At 57.2% G+C, this 17,221-nt stretch carries 16 protein-coding genes; 12 read left to right on the top strand and 4 right to left on the bottom strand.

The window, feature by feature from the left end:
• Positions 1-12 precede the first annotated feature (12 nt).
• The gene (locus tag J2Y91_RS10570) at positions 13-1,947 is read right to left on the bottom strand and encodes a methyl-accepting chemotaxis protein (RefSeq protein ID WP_253538162.1); all 1,935 of its coding nucleotides are present in this window, start codon (positions 1,945-1,947) and stop codon (positions 13-15) included.
• Between the two features lie 74 nt (positions 1,948-2,021).
• Here J2Y91_RS10570 and yjfP point away from each other — a divergent pair, with 74 nt between their 5' ends.
• The 5 genes from yjfP (at position 2,022) to rplI (ending at position 4,444) form a co-directional block, all read left to right on the top strand.
• Entirely contained in the window at positions 2,022-2,771 is a 750-nt protein-coding gene (yjfP, locus tag J2Y91_RS10575) for an esterase (RefSeq protein ID WP_253538166.1), read from the top strand.
• A 229-nt stretch (positions 2,772-3,000) separates the two neighbouring features.
• Complete coding sequence (rpsF, locus tag J2Y91_RS10580) at positions 3,001-3,396, top strand: 30S ribosomal protein S6 (protein ID WP_034891402.1); 396 nt, start codon at positions 3,001-3,003, stop codon at positions 3,394-3,396.
• Positions 3,397-3,402: 6 nt separating this feature from the next.
• A complete protein-coding gene (gene priB, locus J2Y91_RS10585; RefSeq protein ID WP_048917429.1) occupies positions 3,403-3,720 on the top strand; it encodes a primosomal replication protein N in 318 nt (105 codons plus the stop codon).
• Between the two features lie 4 nt (positions 3,721-3,724).
• Positions 3,725-3,952 carry a 30S ribosomal protein S18 gene (rpsR, locus tag J2Y91_RS10590; protein ID WP_002210155.1) on the top strand — a complete coding sequence of 76 codons (228 nt, stop codon included), beginning with the start codon at positions 3,725-3,727 and terminating at the stop codon, positions 3,950-3,952.
• Positions 3,953-3,991: 39 nt separating this feature from the next.
• Positions 3,992-4,444 (top strand): 50S ribosomal protein L9, encoded by a 453-nt coding sequence (gene rplI / locus J2Y91_RS10595; protein WP_253538169.1) that lies wholly within the window; start codon positions 3,992-3,994, stop codon positions 4,442-4,444.
• A 54-nt stretch (positions 4,445-4,498) separates the two neighbouring features.
• Here the strand turns inward: rplI and J2Y91_RS10600 are convergent, their stop codons facing one another.
• The gene (locus J2Y91_RS10600) at positions 4,499-5,194 is read right to left on the bottom strand and encodes an OapA family protein (RefSeq protein WP_436232195.1); all 696 of its coding nucleotides are present in this window, start codon (positions 5,192-5,194) and stop codon (positions 4,499-4,501) included.
• Positions 5,195-5,402: 208 nt separating this feature from the next.
• Between J2Y91_RS10600 and bamJ the strand changes: the two genes are divergently transcribed.
• Together bamJ and cysQ are read left to right on the top strand one after the other, a co-directional pair.
• Positions 5,403-6,023, top strand: a complete 621-nt coding sequence (gene bamJ / locus J2Y91_RS10605; protein WP_048917390.1) for a BamJ family beta-barrel-assembly machinery protein — start codon at positions 5,403-5,405, stop codon at positions 6,021-6,023.
• Between the two features lie 179 nt (positions 6,024-6,202).
• Positions 6,203-6,943 (top strand): 3'(2'),5'-bisphosphate nucleotidase CysQ, encoded by a 741-nt coding sequence (cysQ, locus tag J2Y91_RS10610; RefSeq protein ID WP_253538172.1) that lies wholly within the window; start codon positions 6,203-6,205, stop codon positions 6,941-6,943.
• Positions 6,944-7,063: 120 nt separating this feature from the next.
• Here the strand turns inward: cysQ and J2Y91_RS10615 are convergent, their stop codons facing one another.
• Entirely contained in the window at positions 7,064-7,621 is a 558-nt protein-coding gene (locus J2Y91_RS10615; RefSeq protein WP_253538175.1) for a YtfJ family protein, read from the bottom strand.
• 319 nt (positions 7,622-7,940) lie between these two features.
• On the opposite strand from J2Y91_RS10615, the gene J2Y91_RS10620 reads away from it, so the two are divergent.
• Positions 7,941-8,147 carry a DUF1107 domain-containing protein gene (locus J2Y91_RS10620; RefSeq protein ID WP_048917387.1) on the top strand — a complete coding sequence of 69 codons (207 nt, stop codon included), beginning with the start codon at positions 7,941-7,943 and terminating at the stop codon, positions 8,145-8,147.
• A 94-nt stretch (positions 8,148-8,241) separates the two neighbouring features.
• On the opposite strand, the gene paeA is transcribed toward J2Y91_RS10620, so the two are convergent.
• Positions 8,242-9,576, bottom strand: a complete 1,335-nt coding sequence (gene paeA / locus J2Y91_RS10625; RefSeq protein ID WP_133624863.1) for a polyamine export protein PaeA — start codon at positions 9,574-9,576, stop codon at positions 8,242-8,244.
• Positions 9,577-10,121: 545 nt separating this feature from the next.
• Between paeA and tamA the strand changes: the two genes are divergently transcribed.
• The 4 genes from tamA to J2Y91_RS10645 all read left to right on the top strand — a co-directional run bounded on the left by tamA (position 10,122) and on the right by J2Y91_RS10645 (position 17,191).
• Positions 10,122-11,837: an autotransporter assembly complex protein TamA gene (gene tamA, locus J2Y91_RS10630; protein ID WP_253538178.1), complete on the top strand. Its 1,716-nt coding sequence runs from the start codon at positions 10,122-10,124 to the stop codon at positions 11,835-11,837.
• Positions 11,834-15,607, top strand: coding sequence for an autotransporter assembly complex protein TamB (gene tamB, locus J2Y91_RS10635; RefSeq protein WP_253538181.1), 3,774 nt, complete (start codon positions 11,834-11,836; stop codon positions 15,605-15,607). Before tamA ends, tamB begins: the two co-directional genes overlap by 4 nt.
• A gap of 2 nt (positions 15,608-15,609) precedes the next feature.
• Positions 15,610-15,957 carry a gamma-glutamylcyclotransferase family protein gene (locus tag J2Y91_RS10640; RefSeq protein WP_253538184.1) on the top strand — a complete coding sequence of 116 codons (348 nt, stop codon included), beginning with the start codon at positions 15,610-15,612 and terminating at the stop codon, positions 15,955-15,957.
• A 580-nt stretch (positions 15,958-16,537) separates the two neighbouring features.
• A complete protein-coding gene (locus tag J2Y91_RS10645) occupies positions 16,538-17,191 on the top strand; it encodes a DUF1120 domain-containing protein (protein ID WP_253538187.1) in 654 nt (217 codons plus the stop codon).
• Positions 17,192-17,221: the final 30 nt, after the last annotated feature.

The raw sequence follows: 17,221 nt of genomic DNA on the forward strand, positions 1-17,221 counted from the left end.
ACGCCACAATCATCACTTCACGCTAAACACCTTCACCAGCTCGCTCAGATGGTGCCCCTTGCGGCTCAGCTCCTGCGCGGTCAGCTCGGAGTGTGTCACCAGCTCGCTGTTCTGGTGGGTAGCCTGGCCGATCTGCGCCATCGCCAGATTGACGTGGCCGATCCCGGTCGTCTGCTCCTGCGATGCGATATTGATTTCGCTCATCAGCGTCTTCACCTGGCCGATGCTGGCAGTGATGTTATCCATCGCCCTGCGCGTCTGTTCGGACAGTTCATGCCCCTGCACCACTTTGCTCAGCGAGTTGGCAATCAGCCCCTCGATCTCTTTTGCCGCCTGCGCGCTGCGCTGTGCCAGCGAGCGAACTTCGGCCGCCACCACCGCGAAGCCTTTGCCGTTTTCCCCGGCGCGCGCCGCTTCAACCGCCGCATTGAGCGCCAGAATATTGGTCTGGAAGGCGATCGATTCAATCACCTGGGTAATATCGGCAATGCTCTGCGAGGCGGTTTTGATATCCGACATGGTGGCGACGGAGCGGCTAACGGTATTATCGCCGAGGCTGACGGCACAGGCCGCCTCACCCACCAGCTGCAGCGCCTGAGTCACGTTACCGGCGTTTTGCGCCACGGTGGCGCCGAGCTGTTCCATGCTGGCCGAGGTCTCTTCGACGCTGCTGGCCTGGCGCGTGATCTGCTCGCTGATATTGCCGCTGCTGGCGACAATCGCCTCGGTGCCGCTGGCGATCTCATCGGCCGCATGGCGCACCTGCGCCACCACCCGCTCCAGTCCCTCGCCGATACCGTTAATCGCCACGATCAGCTGGCCCACTTCATCCTGGCGCCGAGTGTTCAGCGTCGAGCGCAGATCGCCGGCGGCATACTGGCGTGCCAGGGCGATCACCTGCTGCAGCGGCTGGCTCAGCCAGCGGCGTGTTACCCAGACAAACGTCACGGCGAATACCAGGACCATCGCGCTGCCGATCAGCAGGAACAGATTGCGCGTCTGCTGAACCGGGGCCAGCAGGCTGGCTTTATTGACCTGCGCCACCACCACCCAATTCCACTCCGGCAGATACTGCCAGGCGAGGATCTGCGGGTCGCCGTGTTCATCCAGGGTTTCCAGCCGGCCCTGAGGCTGGTTCAGCAGCTGCTGCTGGATCGCCTGCGGCAGCGTGGGCCGCTTCCCTTCCAGCGTCGGGTGGAAAAGATACTGGCCGTACTGTTTCCCTGCCGCGCGGTTCAGCACGAAGAACGATCCGCTGTCGCCGAGATGTTTCGCCAGCACTTTCTGGCGGATGGCCGCGTACTGCTTGCTGATATCCACTCCGACGAACAGAATGGCAATCACCCGGCCCGCCTCATCGCGCACTGGCTGGTACTGGGTGATATAGCGTTTGCCAAACAGCAGGGCCACGCCGCGGAAGATTTCCCCTTTTTGCACCGGCTGCCAGGCCGGGCTACTGTGGTCAAGCAGGGTGCCGATCGCCCGATCGCCGTTCTCTTTGCGCAGCGAGGTTGAAACGCGCATAAACTCGTTATCGTGGGTCAGGGCAAAGATAGTGGCAATCGCCCCGGTGCGCTCCTGAAAGTCATCCACCAGTACCTGGTCGAGGTTGAGGGTGCGCAGCCCGGCGCGCAGCGTTGGCGTGGGTTGCGCCCCGACGACAATCTGCTGGGATTCATCCAGCGTAAAACGCTTTGGCAGGAAGCTCTGGAACAGCCCGGTGTAATTACTCACCTCTTCAGCCAGCGTGGTGTTGAACATGCCCGCCATATCGCCGATGCCGTTAACCTGGTTTTCCATATCGCTCAGGGTCAGCGTATGAACCTGCTTCGCGGCGCTGTGGCTGAGCGCCAGGGTTAACACGAGGAACAGGACCGCCACGCCAAGCGAGGTCAGTACCGAAAGTTTGACGCCCAGACTCCATGTCTTGAGAGAGAGACGCTTCATTGTTGTGCCTTAATTAGGTTAGGGTGTTACACGGATTAACGGCATGGCGCGGATAAAGTTTATGAGGAAACCTGATGATCGAGCTGAATAGTGAAAGTTTCGCCGGAATTGAGTGCCTGCATGCCTTTCCGGCCGGCAAACGCGATGCGCCACTGCCCAGCGTGATTTTCTATCACGGCTTCACCTCGTCAAAAGAGGTTTACGCCTATTTCGCCGTCGCGCTGGCCCAGGCCGGTTTTCGTGCGGTGCTGCCGGACGCTGACCTGCACGGTGCGCGCTACAGCGGCGACAGCGAACTGCGCCTGACGCATTTCTGGGAGATCCTGCGTAGCAATATTGACGAACTGCCCGGAATTGAACAGGCGCTGCGCGCGCGGCAGCTGGTAGACGCTGAGCGGCTGGCGGTGGCCGGGGCATCAATGGGCGGCATGACGGCGCTGGGGGCGATGGCGCGCTATCCGCAGCTGCGCGCGGCGGCGAGCATGATGGGCTCCGGCTATTTCAGCCAGCTGGCCCGGACGCTGTTTCCGCCGCGGGTGGCGCGCACGCAGGAGGAGAAAAAACAGCTGGACGAGCGGCTGGCACCGCTGGCGCAGTATGATGTCGGCCACCAGCTGGAAAAGCTGGCCAATCGCCCACTGCTGCTGTGGCACGGGGAAGCCGATGAGGTGGTGCCCGCCGCAGAAAGTGCGCGGCTGGAAAAAGCCCTGCGTGACAGCGGGCAGGACGGCAACCTGACGTACCTTACCGAGTCCGGCGTGGGCCACCGCATCACCCCGCCGGCGCTCAGCGCGTTTACCGCCTTTTTTAAGCATCATCTATAAGCCGTAGGGGCGGACCCTCTTTTTCGGTCCGCCCGACATCCCCGTCTCCGCGCCAATATTTACCTTGTGTTTATCCCTCCTCGCCAGTATGATTACGCGTCAATTTTTCAGCCGCATTCTCAGGTTGTGACCCGGAGTTTACTCTGGTCACGGCTTATAACGTTCCTTGCTTCCATGGGCCGCGGCTGACCCTGACAGGAGGCTGAATAATCCGTAAGGAGCAAATTCGATGCGTCATTACGAAATCGTATTTATGGTTCATCCTGACCAAAGCGAACAGGTTCCTGGCATGATCGAGCGTTACTCTGCAACCATCACTGGTGCAGAAGGTACGATCCACCGCCTGGAAGACTGGGGCCGCCGTCAGCTGGCTTACCCGATCAACAAACTGCACAAAGCTCACTACGTTCTGCTGAACGTGGAAGCTCCGCAGGAAGCGATCGATGAGCTGGAAACTAACTTCCGCTTCAACGACGCCGTTATCCGCAGCATGGTTATGCGCGTTAAGCACGCGGTAACTGAAGCATCTCCGATGGTTAAAGCGAAAGATGAGCGTCGTGATCGTCGCGAAGATTTTGCTAACGAAACCTCTGATGATGCAGATGCTGGGGATTCTGAAGAGTAATTGTCCGTGACGGCCAATCGTCTGACGCTGTCTGGCACCGTGTGCAAGACGCCGATACGAAAAGTGAGCCCGTCAGGAATTCCACACTGCCAGTTCGTGCTTGAGCACCGTTCAGAGCAGGTGGAAGCCGGTTTTAACCGGCAAGCCTGGTGTCGGATGCCGGTGATTATCAGCGGCAAAGCCCATCAGGCCATTACTCAAAGTATAACGGTCGGTACGCAGGTTACGGTTCAGGGATTTATTAGCTGCCATCAAGGGCGCAATGGCCTGAACAAGATCGTACTGCATGCCGAGCAGATTGAATTGATAGATACTGGAGACTAGCCTAATGGCACGTTATTTCCGTCGTCGCAAGTTCTGCCGTTTCACCGCGGAAGGCGTTGTAGAGATTGATTACAAAGACATCGCTACGCTGAAAAACTATATCACTGAAAGTGGTAAAATTGTCCCGAGCCGTATTACCGGTACTCGTGCAAAATACCAGCGTCAGCTGGCTCGCTGCATCAAGCGCGCTCGCTACCTGTCCCTGCTGCCATACACTGATCGTCATCAGTAATCGGCCGCCGTCTATTAACGACTTAAAGAGGATAAGGTAATGCAAGTTATTCTGCTTGATAAAGTAGCAAACCTGGGCAGCCTGGGTGACCAGGTTAACGTTAAAGCGGGCTACGCTCGTAACTTCCTGGTACCACAGGGCAAAGCTGTTCCTGCTACCAAGAAAAACGTTGAGTTCTTCGAAGCACGTCGTGCAGAACTGGAAGCCAAACTGGCTGACGTTCTGTCTGCAGCTAATGCACGCGCTGAGAAAATCAATGCACTGGGCACCGTGACCATCGCGTCTAAATCAGGCGACGAAGGTAAGCTGTTCGGTTCCATCGGTACCCGCGACATCGCTGATGCAATTACTGCAGCTGGCGTTGAAGTGGCTAAGAGCGAAGTTCGTCTGCCGAACGGCGTTCTGCGTGTGACCGGTGAGCATGAAGTGGACATCCAGGTTCACAGCGAAGTCTTCGCTAAGCTGATCGTTAACATCGTTGCTGAAGCTTAATCGCTGACGTTAGCGTTGTTCAAAGCGCCGCCCCTCGGGGCGGCGTTTTTGTTTCTACTGCGCTTTTAAGAATGTCCCATCGGGCTGGCGGGTAAACAGTATTTCCCCGTTGCCGCTGTCCAGCGTCAATCCTGTCACCACACCCTGCGCATCCTGACGAATCTTCACCGTCTGCCCGGCATGTAACGTGCTGAGCGGTTTATCGCTGCCCTCAACCCGCGCCATCGCAAACACATCGTTGACCGGCAGATTATTGTCACGGAACAGCTGCGCCAGCGTCTGGCCGGAGGCAATCAGGTATTCATGCCACTCGCCCTGGCTGTCCGGCTGGGCGGTGCTGGTTTGCGCGGGCGGCGCGGTGGGGGTTGTTGCTGGCGGAGGGCTATCGGTGATTTCCGCCTGTAACGGTACCTCAGTGCCGGCGTCGCCGCTCTGCATGGGCGTGACCGGCTGCACCGCACGCTGTTGCGGGGTTGACGGCCACAGGAAGGCCAGCAGGACAACCAGCGCGGCGGCAATAATGCCGCGGCGATGAGGCGCTGGCAGCGGGTTCATCCAGCTTATCTGGTCCGGCAAATGCCAGATTTGATGAAGCCACGACGATAAACGTGATGTTGGCGATGCGTCTGGCATTGCTTCTTCCTCCTGGCGCGACACTCGCGCAATCAGTGAGCGGTTTGCCAGCCAGTTTTTGACCTGGCTGACTAACTGCGGCTGGCCTTTCCTTCGCCTGCGGGCAATCTGGCCCATTTATACCTCTAATACACTGTAGCTTAGCCCGTTGCTGGTGGCGTGTTTTTATCGGTACAGGCCAGCAAGGGGTTTTGGGGCTAATAATCGGAAGTGATATTGTTTCCGTTTCACGGCGAAAAGTCACCAGTGGAAGATGGGATTTTACGCCCGTTGTCTGCGCTGTTATGCTTCGTCTTCGGTTTTATCAATGATGAAAGGAAAATCCATGACAACCCCTTCTTTTGACAGCGTTGAAGCGCAAGCAAGTTACGGTATCGGTTTACAGGTCGGTCAGCAGCTGCAGGAATCTGGTCTGCAGGGTTTACAGCCAGAAGCACTGCTGGCAGGCCTGCGCGACGCGCTGGAAGGGAATGCCCCGTCCGTTCCTGTTGATGTGGTTCACCGCGCGCTGCGTGAAGTTCACGAGCGTGCAGAAGCCGTGCGTCAGGAGCGCCAACAGGCCATGGCAGTAGAAGGTCAGAAGTTCCTGGAAGACAACGCCAAGCGCGACGGCGTCAGCAGCACCGAGACCGGTTTACAGTTCAGCGTGCTGACTCAGGGTGAGGGCGCAATCCCATCCCGTCAGGACCGCGTACGCGTCCACTATACCGGTAAACTGATCGACGGCAGCGTGTTCGACAGCTCCGTACAGCGTGGCGAGCCGGCTGAATTCCCGGTAAGCGGCGTGATCCCAGGCTGGATCGAAGCGCTGACCCTGATGCCGGTTGGCTCTAAATGGGAACTGGTGATCCCACACAACCTCGCCTACGGCGAGCGCGGTGCGGGTGCTTCCATCCCACCATTCAGCACCCTGGTGTTTGAAGTCGAACTGCTGGAAATCCTGTAAGTTCTTCGCGGGCCGGGCATCGCGCCCGGCCCCTGAGCCTGCCTGCGAAAACACCGCCACAACCCGCCTTTTCCCCGCCCCTTAACTCTGTGATTTATCATAAAATACCAGGAAATCGTGTCCCTGCGCGTCAGGTGCGTTATGCTGTTGAAAACACCAGAACAGTCAGGAGGTGGGAAGTGTTAGACCAAATTTGTCAGCTGGCGCGTGATGCCGGTGATGCCATTATGCGAGTGTACGACGGCCAGGCGCCGCTGGATGTCGCCCATAAATCCGATGATTCCCCGGTTACGGCAGCAGACATTGCCGCACACAAGGTGATCGTTGCTGGCCTGCAGGCGCTGACGCCGGCGATCCCGGTGCTGTCAGAGGAAGATCCTGCCGGCTGGGAAGTGCGTCAGCACTGGCAGAAATACTGGCTGGTTGACCCGCTTGATGGCACCAAAGAGTTTATTAAGCGTAACGGCGAGTTCACGGTGAACATCGCGTTGATTGAGGGCGGCAAGCCGGTGCTCGGCGTGGTTTATGCGCCGGTATTACAAGTGCTCTATTCCGCCGATAATGGCAAAGCCTGGAAAGAAGAGGGCGGGCATAAGGTGCAGATCCAGGTACAGAACGCGCATCCGCCGCTGGTGGTGGTGAGCCGCTCCCATTCCGATAGCGAGCTGGAAGATTATCTCAGCCAGCTGGGCGAGCATCAGACCACCGCGATTGGCTCATCGCTGAAGTTTTGCCTGGTGGCGGAAGGCAAAGCGCAGCTCTACCCGCGCTTTGGGCCAACCAATATCTGGGACACCGGTGCGGGCCACGCGGTGGCGCTGGCAGCGGGCGCCCACGTGCACGACTGGCAGGGAAAAACGCTGGATTACACCCCGCGTGAGTCGTTCCTCAACCCCGGTTTCCGCGTCTCAATATATTGATGTTTGCCGCGCCGGCCCCATGCTACCTGGATTTCTGTAGGGGCGGACCTTGTTTTTCGGTCCGCCATGATTAGGGGTCTGTAGGGGCGGACCTTCTTTTTCGGTCCGCCCTGGTCATCATTAGTGCAGTAACTCTTGCAACAATGTCATCACCTGCTTCACCTCATCCTGCGTCAGCGCACCCTCTTTGGCGAACCGCACCTTACCCTGCTTATCCAGCACGATAATCGCTGAGCCGCCGCTCTCCAGCTGCCAGGCTTCACGTGCCGCACCGTTGCTATCGACAATGAACTGCGACCACGGGAACTGCTGCTTGTTGCTGTGAATGCTGCTGCGCACGAACATCCCGGTGCCGGGAATGGCATCATCGGTGTTCACCACCGTGGTTGTCTGGTAGCGGTCGTGCGGCAGTTTTGCCGCTTTGATCGCCTCAATCAGCGCCGCGTTCTGCTCTTTAGCGGAAGATCGCCCGGCAATATGCTGTATCACGCGCACTTTCCCGGGCAGCTGCGCGCTGTTCCAGTTTTTATAGCTAAACTTATCCTGCTGCAGCACCAGTTCCCCCTTGTCGGCAATCCCGACCGGCGCAACGCGTTCCCCCATGTTGAAGTTGTGCGCGGCGACGGTAAAAGGGATAAAAAGGCAAAGCATAGCTGCCAGTTGGCGGGCTGTTGTCATGATGGCTCCCGAGTTTCGATGTGATCCGACCAGTTAGTCATGGTTCTGCAATAATAAGCGCGGATGATGCTGCTGTCGCATCGAAACAACATCTTTGCAACAGATCGCACAAAACCCTATGTATTGAAGGTTTACACTGCGCAGGTACGTTCAGGTAACAGAGAGTTCTGTCATGATGTGTAAAAACAGTAAAAAAAATCGCTTTTAGGAACATCGGCAACGAATGTTGTTCTATATTGTAGTCACTTTGCGCTTCACCACTTCGTACCGTGCTTGGTCACGATGAAGCGTACGCTATACGTTCAGGAGTAAAAACAGAATGAAGATCTTCCAGCGATATAATCCATTTCAGGTCGCTAAATACGTCAAAACGTTGTTCCGGGGAAGGTTGTATATCAAGGATGTGGGCGCGTTTGAGTTCGATAAGGGTAAGATCCTTATTCCCCGCGTCAAGGATAAACAGCACTACAGCGTGATGTCAGAAGTTAACCGTCAGGTTCTGCGCCTGCAGACTGAGTTTAACTGATAAAAAAGATTCAGGGTCAGGCATGCCTGACCCGACAAGTAGGGTCGAGGCATGCCTCGACCGCAAACCACCCTTGCACCATTCTCAATGCATTCTACGAAACCACACTCTCTTCAGGATCTTTCGGCAGCGCCGGCGTAGTCGGGCGTGCATCAATACGCGTCACCAGCAGCTGGTCGATGCGGTAACTGTCGATGTCGACAACTTCAAACTTAAAGCCGTGGAACTTCACGAAGTCGGTGCGCTTTGGAATTTTGCGCAGCATAAACATCATAAAGCCGCCGATGGTTTCATAGTTGCCGGACTGCGGGAACTCGTCGATATGCAGCACGCGCATCACGTCATCAATTGGCGTTCCGCCCTCTACCAGCCATGAGTTCTCGTCGCGCGCGACAATTTGCTCTTCCATTCCCTGGCCGACCAGGTCGCCCATCAGCGTGGTCATCACGTCGTTGAGGGTGATAATGCCCACCACCAGCGCGTATTCATTCATGATCACCGCGAAGTCTTCACCCGCCGCTTTAAAACTTTCCAGCGCTTCAGAGAGCGTCAGCGTGTCCGGCACAATCAGCGCCGAGCGGATCTGCACGCCGCTGTTCAGCGCCATGCTCTGATTACCCAGCACGCGCAGCAGCAGCTCTTTCGAGTCGACGTAACCGATAATGTGGTCAATATCTTCGTTGCACACCAGGAACTTGGAGTGCGGGAAGCGGGCGATCTTCTCTTTCAGGCTGCCCTCATCTTCGTGCAGGTCAAACCACACCACGTTTTCGCGGGAGGTCATCGATGAAGGCACGGTGCGCGACTCCAGCTCGAACACGTTCTCGATCAGCTCATGCTCCTGCTTGCGCAGCACGCCAGCCAGCGCGCCCGCCTCCACCACCGCATAGATATCGTCGGAAGTGATGTCGTCTTTGCGCACCAGCGGGATTTTAAACAGGCGGAAGATGATGTTAGCCCCGCCGTTAAAGAACCACACCAGCGGGCGGAACAGAAACAGGCAGAAACGCATCGGGTTGATGATCTTCAGCGCCACGGTTTCCGGCGCGATCATGCCAAGGCGTTTAGGGAACAGGTCGGCAAACAGAATAAACAGGCTGGTGACCACGGTGAAGGAGCAGATAAAGCTAATGCGCTCCGCCATCTCCGGCTCGAAGAAGCGTTCAAACAGCGAGCGGAAAGCGGGGGAGAACGCGGCATCGCCGACAATACCACCAAGAATGGCGACGGCGTTCAGGCCAATCTGCACCACGGTAAAGAACATGCCGGGGGTTTCCTGCATCTTCATTACGCGCTGCGCGTTGATGTTACCTTCGTCCGCCAGCAGCTTAAGTTTAATTTTGCGGGCAGCCGCCAGAGAAATTTCTGACAGAGAGAAAAATGAGCTGATGGCAATCAGCAGTACGATGACAAGCAAGCTGTCTAACATAGAACATCCATTATTTGGCTCGGCTCTGTGGCGGTGAGAATAGGCTCGCGGTCAGAGTGGGCCGGGTTAATCACTTGTCATTTTTGGCCTGGGCAGCGCGCAGGATGATGTCGAATCGGGTCGATCAGGGCTATCCGTGCCAAAAATGTCTGCGGTTCGGCAAGTGCGCCGGAGCAGAAGGGTAATCAGGGCGCGGTGCGCCCTGCCGGCAGATTATAACTGTGCCGGCGAGCGCTTACAATTACGGCAGTTGCGGGAGTGGATTGCGCGCGGCGAAAAAGTGCGGCGACTTGTCCGATCGCCATAGCGCGTTACACTCCTTTTACCCGCAATCGCGATACTGTGTTGTAACGTACCGTGACTTTGCACACAATAGGCACAAAATTTGTCTTAGGTTTAGATGCGACTTAGCCACAGTGATTCATGCAGGGTTGAAAGCTGTTGCAGCCCAATGGTCGCATAATGGGATTATCAGGTTAAGCCCGGTGGATTGCGGGCTGGCAATAAAAACGGGAGTAAGCGTGCCAAGAGTTCATGTGGTTTGCATGTCTTGCCTGCTGATCGTTGCGCCTGCCGTAGAGGCAGCGAACGTTCGTTTGCAGGTGACAGGGTTATCAGGGGAGTTACAGAAGAATGTCAGGGCGCGTTTATCCACCATCACTAATGATGAAGTGACCTCCGATGGCCGCTTCCGCTCGCGGGTGAGCGAAGCGGTGAAAGAGGGCCTGAAGGCGCTGGGATACTACGAACCTGAGATCGACTTCGAACTGCAACCTCCTCCTCCTGGCGGAAAGCGTCCGCTGCTGCTGGCAAAAGTCACCCCTGGTGAGCCGGTAAAACTGGCGGGAGAAACCGTGATCCTGCGCGGCGGCGCCCGCACAGACGAAGACTATCAAAAGCTGGTGAAAAGCGGAAAACCGCCGCTGGGGACGGTGCTCAACCACAGCGACTATGAAAAATTCAAAAGCTCGCTGAGCAATCTGGCGCTGCGCAAAGGCTACTTTGACGGCGACTACCGTAAAAGCCAGCTGGGGGTGTCGGTAGAGCGGCGTGAAGCCTTCTGGGACCTCGACTATGACAGCGGCCAGCGCTATCGCTTTGGCGACGTCAGCTTCTCCGGTTCGCAAATCCGCGAAGACTATCTGCAAAACCTGGTGCCGTTTAAACAAGGCGATTACTACAACTCCCGCGACCTGGCTGAACTGAATCGCCGCCTGTCGGCGACCGGCTGGTTTAACTCGGTGGTGGTGGCCCCCGAGTTTGATAAGGCGCGCGACAGCAAAGTGTTGCCGCTGCATGGCGTGGTGTCGCCGCGCACCGAGAACACCATTGAGACCGGTGTAGGTTACTCGACCGACGTGGGCCCACGCGTCAAAGCAACGTGGAAAAAGCCGTGGGTCAACGATCGTGGCCACAGCTTCAGCACCAGCGCCAATATTTCTGCCCCCGAGCAGCAGCTGGACTTCAGCTATAAAATGCCGCTGCGCAAAAGCCCCCTCGAGCAGTACTACCTGCTGCAGGGCGGGTTGAAGCGCACCGATCTCAACGACACCAAAGCCGACTCCAGCACGCTGGCTGCCTCGCGCTACTGGGACAGTTCCAGCGGCTGGCAGCGGGCGATTAATCTGCGCTGGAGCCTCGACCACTTTACCCAGGGCAGCGTCACCAACACCACGATGCTGATCTACCCTGGCGTCAGCGTTAACCGCACCCGCTCGCGCGGTGGGCTGATGCCAACCTGGGGTGATTCCCAGCGCTACTCGCTGGATGTCTCCGATACCACCTGGGGCTCCGATATTGACTTCGCCGTGATGCAGGCGCAGAACGTCTGGATCCGCACGCTGGAAGACAAACACCGCTTTGTGGTGCGCGGTAACCTCGGCTGGATAGAAACCAACAACTTCAGCAAGGTCCCACCCGATCTGCGCTTCTTCGCCGGGGGCGATCGCAGCATTCGTGGCTATAAGTACAAGGGTATTTCGCCGCGCGATGACGAAGGCAAGCTGACCGGTGCCTCCAAACTGGCGACCGGCTCGCTGGAGTATCAATACAATGTGTCAGGCAAATGGTGGGGGGCGGTGTTTGTCGATTCGGGCGAAGCCGTCAACGTCATCAAGCAGAGTAATTTCAAAACCGGCGCGGGCTTTGGCGTGCGCTGGCAGTCGCCGGTTGGGCCAATCAAGCTGGACATTGCCCGGCCAATTGGCGACCAGGACGATCGCGATATTCAGTTTTACATTGGACTGGGGCCTGAACTATGAAGTGGTGGAAAAAGGGCCTGATTGGCATTGGGGTTTTTGTGGTAGTGCTGCTGGGCGGCGTTGCCTTTTTACTCGGCACCACCACCGGTCTGCATCTGGTGCTGAACGGCGCTGCGCGCTGGGTGCCGGGGCTCGATATCCAGCAGGTAGACGGTGGTTGGCGTAATCTCACCGTCAAAGGGCTGAAGTATGAGATGCCGGGCGTCACGGTTAACGCCGGGGAGTTCCATCTTGCGCTCAAGCTAAGCTGCCTGAAAGAGAGCGCGTTCTGCGTCAACGACCTGTCGCTGAAGGACGTCAATGTGGTGGTGGACAGCAAAAAAATGGCCCCAGCCGCCACGCCACCGGTTGAGGAAGAGAGCAGCAGCGGGGAGATCAGCACCCCCTATCCGCTCACTCTCAGCAGGCTGGCACTGCACAACATCAATCTGAAAATTGATGATACCGCCATTTCTCTCGCCGACTTCACCAGCGGAATGCACTGGCAGGCGCGCAGCCTGACGCTGACCCCGACCCATATTCAGGGGCTGCTGATCGCGCTGCCGAAAGCGGCAAAAGTCGCCAACGAGCAGGTGGTCCAGCCAAAAGTGCAGGATCCTCAGCCGGATGAAAAGCCGCTGGGTGAAACCCTGAAGGCGATGTTTGCTAAACCGCTGCTGCCGGACCTGCCGCAATTCACGCTGCCGCTGGATGTTGAGGTGCAGCAGATCCTCGGCGAGCAGCTGCGCATCACCGGCGATACCGATATTGCGGTCAACCGCCTGCTGCTGAAGGCGAAGAGCGAAAACAGCCTGCTGCAGCTGCAAACCCTCGACATTGACTCACCGCAGGGGCAGCTTAACGCACAGGGGCAGGCCACGCTGAGCGGCAGCTGGCCGGTCAGCTTCAACCTCTACAGCGCGCTGAATATCGACCCGATCAAGGGCGAAAAAATCAAGATGACGCTGGACGGCGGGCTGCGCGATAGCCTCAGGCTGGCGCTGAATCTCTCCGGCCCGGTGCGCGCCCAGCTGAATGCGGATACGCAGCTGGCTGAAATCGGCCTGCCGCTGAATATGACGCTGCAAAGCCCGCAGCTGCGCTGGCCGCTGGATGGCGCGGCGCAGTATCAGGCGGATAACCTCAACTTCACCTTCAAAGGCAAAGCCACCGATTACGTGATGTCGCTGAAGGCGGCGTTGCAGGGCCAGGGCATTCCTCCTGCCACCCTGACGCTGGACGGTAAAGGCAACGTTGAGCAGTTTGCGCTGGATAAGCTGCGGCTGGCGGCGCTACAGGGCAATGCTGACCTGAGCGCGCTGGTGGACTGGAGCAAGGCGGTCAGCTGGCACAGCGAACTGCTGCTGAGCGGCATCAATACCGCGAAGCAGTACCCGGACTGGCCAGCGAAGCTGGACGGCAAAATCACCACGCGCGGCAGCCTGTACGGCGGCAGCTGGCAGATGCGCGTGCCGGAGCTGAAGCTGAAAGGCAACGTCAGAAACAACGCGGTCAGCGCCGACGGTTCGCTGTACGGCAACAGCTACAACCAGTGGAATATTCCCGGCATCAAACTGGTGCTGGGGCGTAACAACGTTGATGTGAAAGGCTCACTCGGCGATAAGCTGAACCTTGATGCCAATATCGATGCGCAGCATCTCGACAATGCGCTGCCGGGGCTGGGCGGCGTAGCGAAAGGCACTCTCCGCGCCCGTGGCGACCTGAAAACCCCACAGCTGCTGGCCGACCTTACCGCCAGCGGGCTGCGCTGGCAGGCGATGCGCATTGGCCGCATCAAGCTGGATGGCGACGTCAGCTCCGGCGAGCAGGTGCAGGGCAAACTGGCGCTGCGCGTCGAGCAGCTGAAGCAGGATGCGCTGGCGGTGGATCTGCTGACCCTTGATGCCAGCGGCACGGAGAAGCAGCATCAGCTCAAGCTCAATCTCAAAGGTGAACCGGTTTCCGGCCAGCTGGCGCTGAACGGCAGCTTTGACCGCGCCACCCAGCGCTGGCAGGGCAATCTCAACAACACCCGCTTTGATACCCCGGTTGGCGAGTGGCGCCTAACCCGCGCTATCGCGCTCGACTATCTCAACAGCGCCCAGACGGTGAAGATTGGCCCACACTGCTGGCAGAACCCGAACGCCGAGCTGTGCGTGCCGCAGACGGTGGAAGCGGGCCCTTCCGGCAACGCGCGCGTGGTGCTGAATCGCTTTGACCTGGCGATGATCAAACCGTTTATGCCGGAAGCGACCCAGCTGCGCGGCGTGTTCAACGGCGATGCCGATGTCTCCTGGACTGCCGATGGTGCACTGCCGACCGGGCGCATCGCGCTGAAGGGCAGCGGGGTGAAAGTGGAGCAGGATGTGCAGGGCAACACGCTGCCGGTCGCCTTCGACACGCTGAACCTTAATGCGGCGCTGAAAAATGGCCGCGCGCAGCTCGACTGGCTGATCCGCATCGCGGGTAACGGCCAGCTTGACGGTAACGTGCAGATTGCCGACCCGCAGGGCAAGCGCACGCTCTCCGGCAATATCAATATTGCCAATTTGTCGCTGGCGATGCTCAACCCGGCGCTGATGCAGGGCGAGAAAATCGCCGGGGTGCTGAGCAGCAACCTGCGCCTTGGCGGCAATCTGCAGAAACCGCAGGTGTTCGGCCAGCTGGGGCTGCGCAATGTCGATGTCGACGGCAGCTTTATGCCGGTTGACCTGACGGCAGCCAATCTGAATATGGTGTTCAACGGCATGAGTTCGACGCTGGAGGGGCTGATCCAGACCTCACAAGGGCAGATAGCGCTGAACGGTGACGCCGACTGGAGCCAGCTGGATGCCTGGCGCGCGCGCGTGGCGGCCAAGGGCGATAAAGTGCGCGTCACCGTGCCGCCGATGGTGCGTATGGACGTGTCGCCGGACCTGGTGTTTGAAGCCACGCCGCAGCTGTTTAATCTCGATGGCCGCGTCGACATCCCGTGGGCGCGCATTACGGTGCAGGAGGTGCCGGAGAGCGCGGTTGGCGTCTCCTCCGACGAAGTGCTGCTGGATAAAGACCTCAAGCCGATTGCGCCGAAGTCCACCGCCATCCCGATCAACAGCAATCTGATCATCCACGTCGGCAACGATGTGCGCCTCAGCGCCTTTGGCCTGAAAGCGAAGCTCAACGGCGATCTTAAGCTGGTGCAGGATAAGCGTGGCCTCGGGCTGAACGGGCAGATCAACATTCCGTCCGGTCGCTTCCACGCCTACGGGCAGGACCTGCTGGTGCGCAAGGGCGAGCTGCAGTTCTCCGGCCCGCCGGACCAGCCTTACATCAATATGGAAGCGATCCGTAACCCGGAAGCCACCGAGGATGATGTCACCGCCGGGGTGCGCGTCACCGGGCTGGCGGATGAACCCAAGGTTGAGATCTTCTCCGACCCGGCGAAATCCCAGCAGGAGGCGCTCTCCTATCTGCTGCGCGGCCAGGGTTTAGGCGCCTCCGGCAGCGACAGTGACGCATTAACTTCAGCGCTGGTCGGATTGGGGGTTGCACAAAGTGGTCAGGTTGTGGGTAAAATCGGGGAGACCTTCGGCGTCAGCAACCTGGCGCTGGATACTGCAGGGGTTGGCGACAGCCAGCAGGTGCAGGTCAGCGGCTACGTGCTGCCGGGTCTACAGGTAAAATACGGTGTTGGCATATTTGATTCACTGGCGACGTTAACGCTGCGTTACCGCCTGATGCCCAAACTCTATTTGGAAGCGGTGTCTGGTATCGACCAGGCACTGGATGTGCTCTATCAGTTTGAGTTTTAGCAATGCGAATAATCGTTTATGGCAGCCTGCGGCGCAAGCAGGGCAACAGTCACTGGATGACCAACGGGCAGTGGCTGGGCGATCATCAGATCGACGGCTACGAACTCTATAACCTCGGGCTCTACCCGGGCGTGGTTCACGGTGAAGGTCAGGTCTACTGCGAAGTCTACCGCATCGACGCCTCCACGCTGGGCGAGCTGGATGCGTTGAGAACCAAAGGCGGTGAGTACAAACGGGAGCTGCTGCAAACGCCGTATGGCAGCGCCTGGCTCTATGTCTATCAGCGTTCCGTCGCCGGCAGGCAGCATATCGCCAGCGGCGACTGGCTGCGGCGCGATGCGGCTGAATAATCCCCCAAAAAACACCGCTTTCGAGCGGTGTTTTTTTTGCCTGTTATCTGGGCCTTTGTCTCTTCAGTAATACTGGCTGATAAATCAGTGGAAAATAGGAGGGTTCTGTTGCTGTTTTACCGGGGATATAAACTGTGGGGCAGTAGGGTAGATATCAATCATATCGCCTTACTAATGATAAGACATTATTGCGATATTAAATGCTAAATAAAAAGCTTTTTTTTGCAGTATTTATTATTTTGGCGGATGTGGCTAAGTGGTCTGTAGATTTATTAATTTCGCATGTTATTATACGCCCCGATTAACTTAGCAGGTGTTATTTAATCTTATTTTGGAACCATATTTCCATTAACTTCCTTAAATAAGGGGCTTTTGGTAAATGAAACACCTTAAATACATTTATGATCTTTTACAGGATTAATGTGTATTAAAGGTGTTCTGTTTCTGTTTTTTTGGAAAGGAATGCACCCGATGGTCAGCGCTAAGCGGCGGCTGTTGCTGAGCGGCTGATTATTTCCAGACCGATACTGCCGCAGTATCTGCGAGTGGTCAGGTCACTATAAAATAAAGGACTATTGCAATGAAAAAAATAACCGTACTTGCCGCATCAATCCTCTGCGTTATCGCTTCTGGCCAGGCTATGGCTAGCTCATCGGCAAATCTGCAGGTGACCGGCAAGCTTGTGCCGTCTGCCTGCGACGTAACCGTGGGCGGTGGTGGGCAGGGTATCGCCTTTGGTGATATTGATGTCGCTAAGCTTAACAAAGATAAACCTACCGAGTTGAAAGATATCGCGAAGAAAATTGCCATCACGGTGACCTGCCCGGAAGCAGCCTTTACCGGTATCAAATTCTCCGATATGGCTACGGCTAACAAGGACGGCTTTGCTTTCTCACTCGGTTATAAAAACGACGCAGAACTGGGAACTTTCAAGCTGGTATTTGATCCTAAAGAAAGTAACATCGACGGCAAGCCTACCAATGCCATGTACTGGCGTGATAAGAATGGCCGCTTCATGGGTGGCCCTGGGGCTTCAGAGGCTATTATGAAAAATAGCACCGTGAATACCACGGCAGGTTTTGATATTAGTTCGTCGCAAGATGGGCGTACTTTGGCGAAAGTTAAGCGTTTCGGTCTGTCCGTTATTCCAACCATTAATGCCCTTAGCTCAATTGGCAGTGTGCAGGAAGCCGAACTGACTGGTGTCGCAACGGTTGATATCATCTACTTATAATTAATCATGCCACCGGAACAACAGTTCAGC

Source organism: Erwinia aphidicola, assembly GCF_024169515.1.
GTDB lineage: Bacteria > Pseudomonadota > Gammaproteobacteria > Enterobacterales > Enterobacteriaceae > Erwinia > Erwinia aphidicola.

What these genes read in the sequence shown, in the direction of transcription:
- J2Y91_RS10570 (WP_253538162.1), bottom strand. Translation starts at nt 1,947, where the DNA reads ATGAAGCGTCTCTCTCTCAAGACATGGAGTCTGGGCGTCAAACTTTCG.
- yjfP (WP_253538166.1), top strand. Translation starts at nt 2,022, where the DNA reads ATGATCGAGCTGAATAGTGAAAGTTTCGCCGGAATTGAGTGCCTGCAT.
- rpsF (WP_034891402.1), top strand. Translation starts at nt 3,001, where the DNA reads ATGCGTCATTACGAAATCGTATTTATGGTTCATCCTGACCAAAGCGAA.
- rpsR (WP_002210155.1), top strand. Translation starts at nt 3,725, where the DNA reads ATGGCACGTTATTTCCGTCGTCGCAAGTTCTGCCGTTTCACCGCGGAA.
- rplI (WP_253538169.1), top strand. Translation starts at nt 3,992, where the DNA reads ATGCAAGTTATTCTGCTTGATAAAGTAGCAAACCTGGGCAGCCTGGGT.
- J2Y91_RS10600 (WP_436232195.1), bottom strand. Translation starts at nt 5,194, where the DNA reads ATGGGCCAGATTGCCCGCAGGCGAAGGAAAGGCCAGCCGCAGTTAGTC.
- bamJ (WP_048917390.1), top strand. Translation starts at nt 5,403, where the DNA reads ATGACAACCCCTTCTTTTGACAGCGTTGAAGCGCAAGCAAGTTACGGT.
- J2Y91_RS10615 (WP_253538175.1), bottom strand. Translation starts at nt 7,621, where the DNA reads ATGACAACAGCCCGCCAACTGGCAGCTATGCTTTGCCTTTTTATCCCT.
- J2Y91_RS10620 (WP_048917387.1), top strand. Translation starts at nt 7,941, where the DNA reads ATGAAGATCTTCCAGCGATATAATCCATTTCAGGTCGCTAAATACGTC.
- paeA (WP_133624863.1), bottom strand. Translation starts at nt 9,576, where the DNA reads ATGTTAGACAGCTTGCTTGTCATCGTACTGCTGATTGCCATCAGCTCA.
- tamA (WP_253538178.1), top strand. Translation starts at nt 10,122, where the DNA reads ATGTCTTGCCTGCTGATCGTTGCGCCTGCCGTAGAGGCAGCGAACGTT.
- tamB (WP_253538181.1), top strand. Translation starts at nt 11,834, where the DNA reads ATGAAGTGGTGGAAAAAGGGCCTGATTGGCATTGGGGTTTTTGTGGTA.
- J2Y91_RS10640 (WP_253538184.1), top strand. Translation starts at nt 15,610, where the DNA reads ATGCGAATAATCGTTTATGGCAGCCTGCGGCGCAAGCAGGGCAACAGT.
- J2Y91_RS10645 (WP_253538187.1), top strand. Translation starts at nt 16,538, where the DNA reads ATGAAAAAAATAACCGTACTTGCCGCATCAATCCTCTGCGTTATCGCT.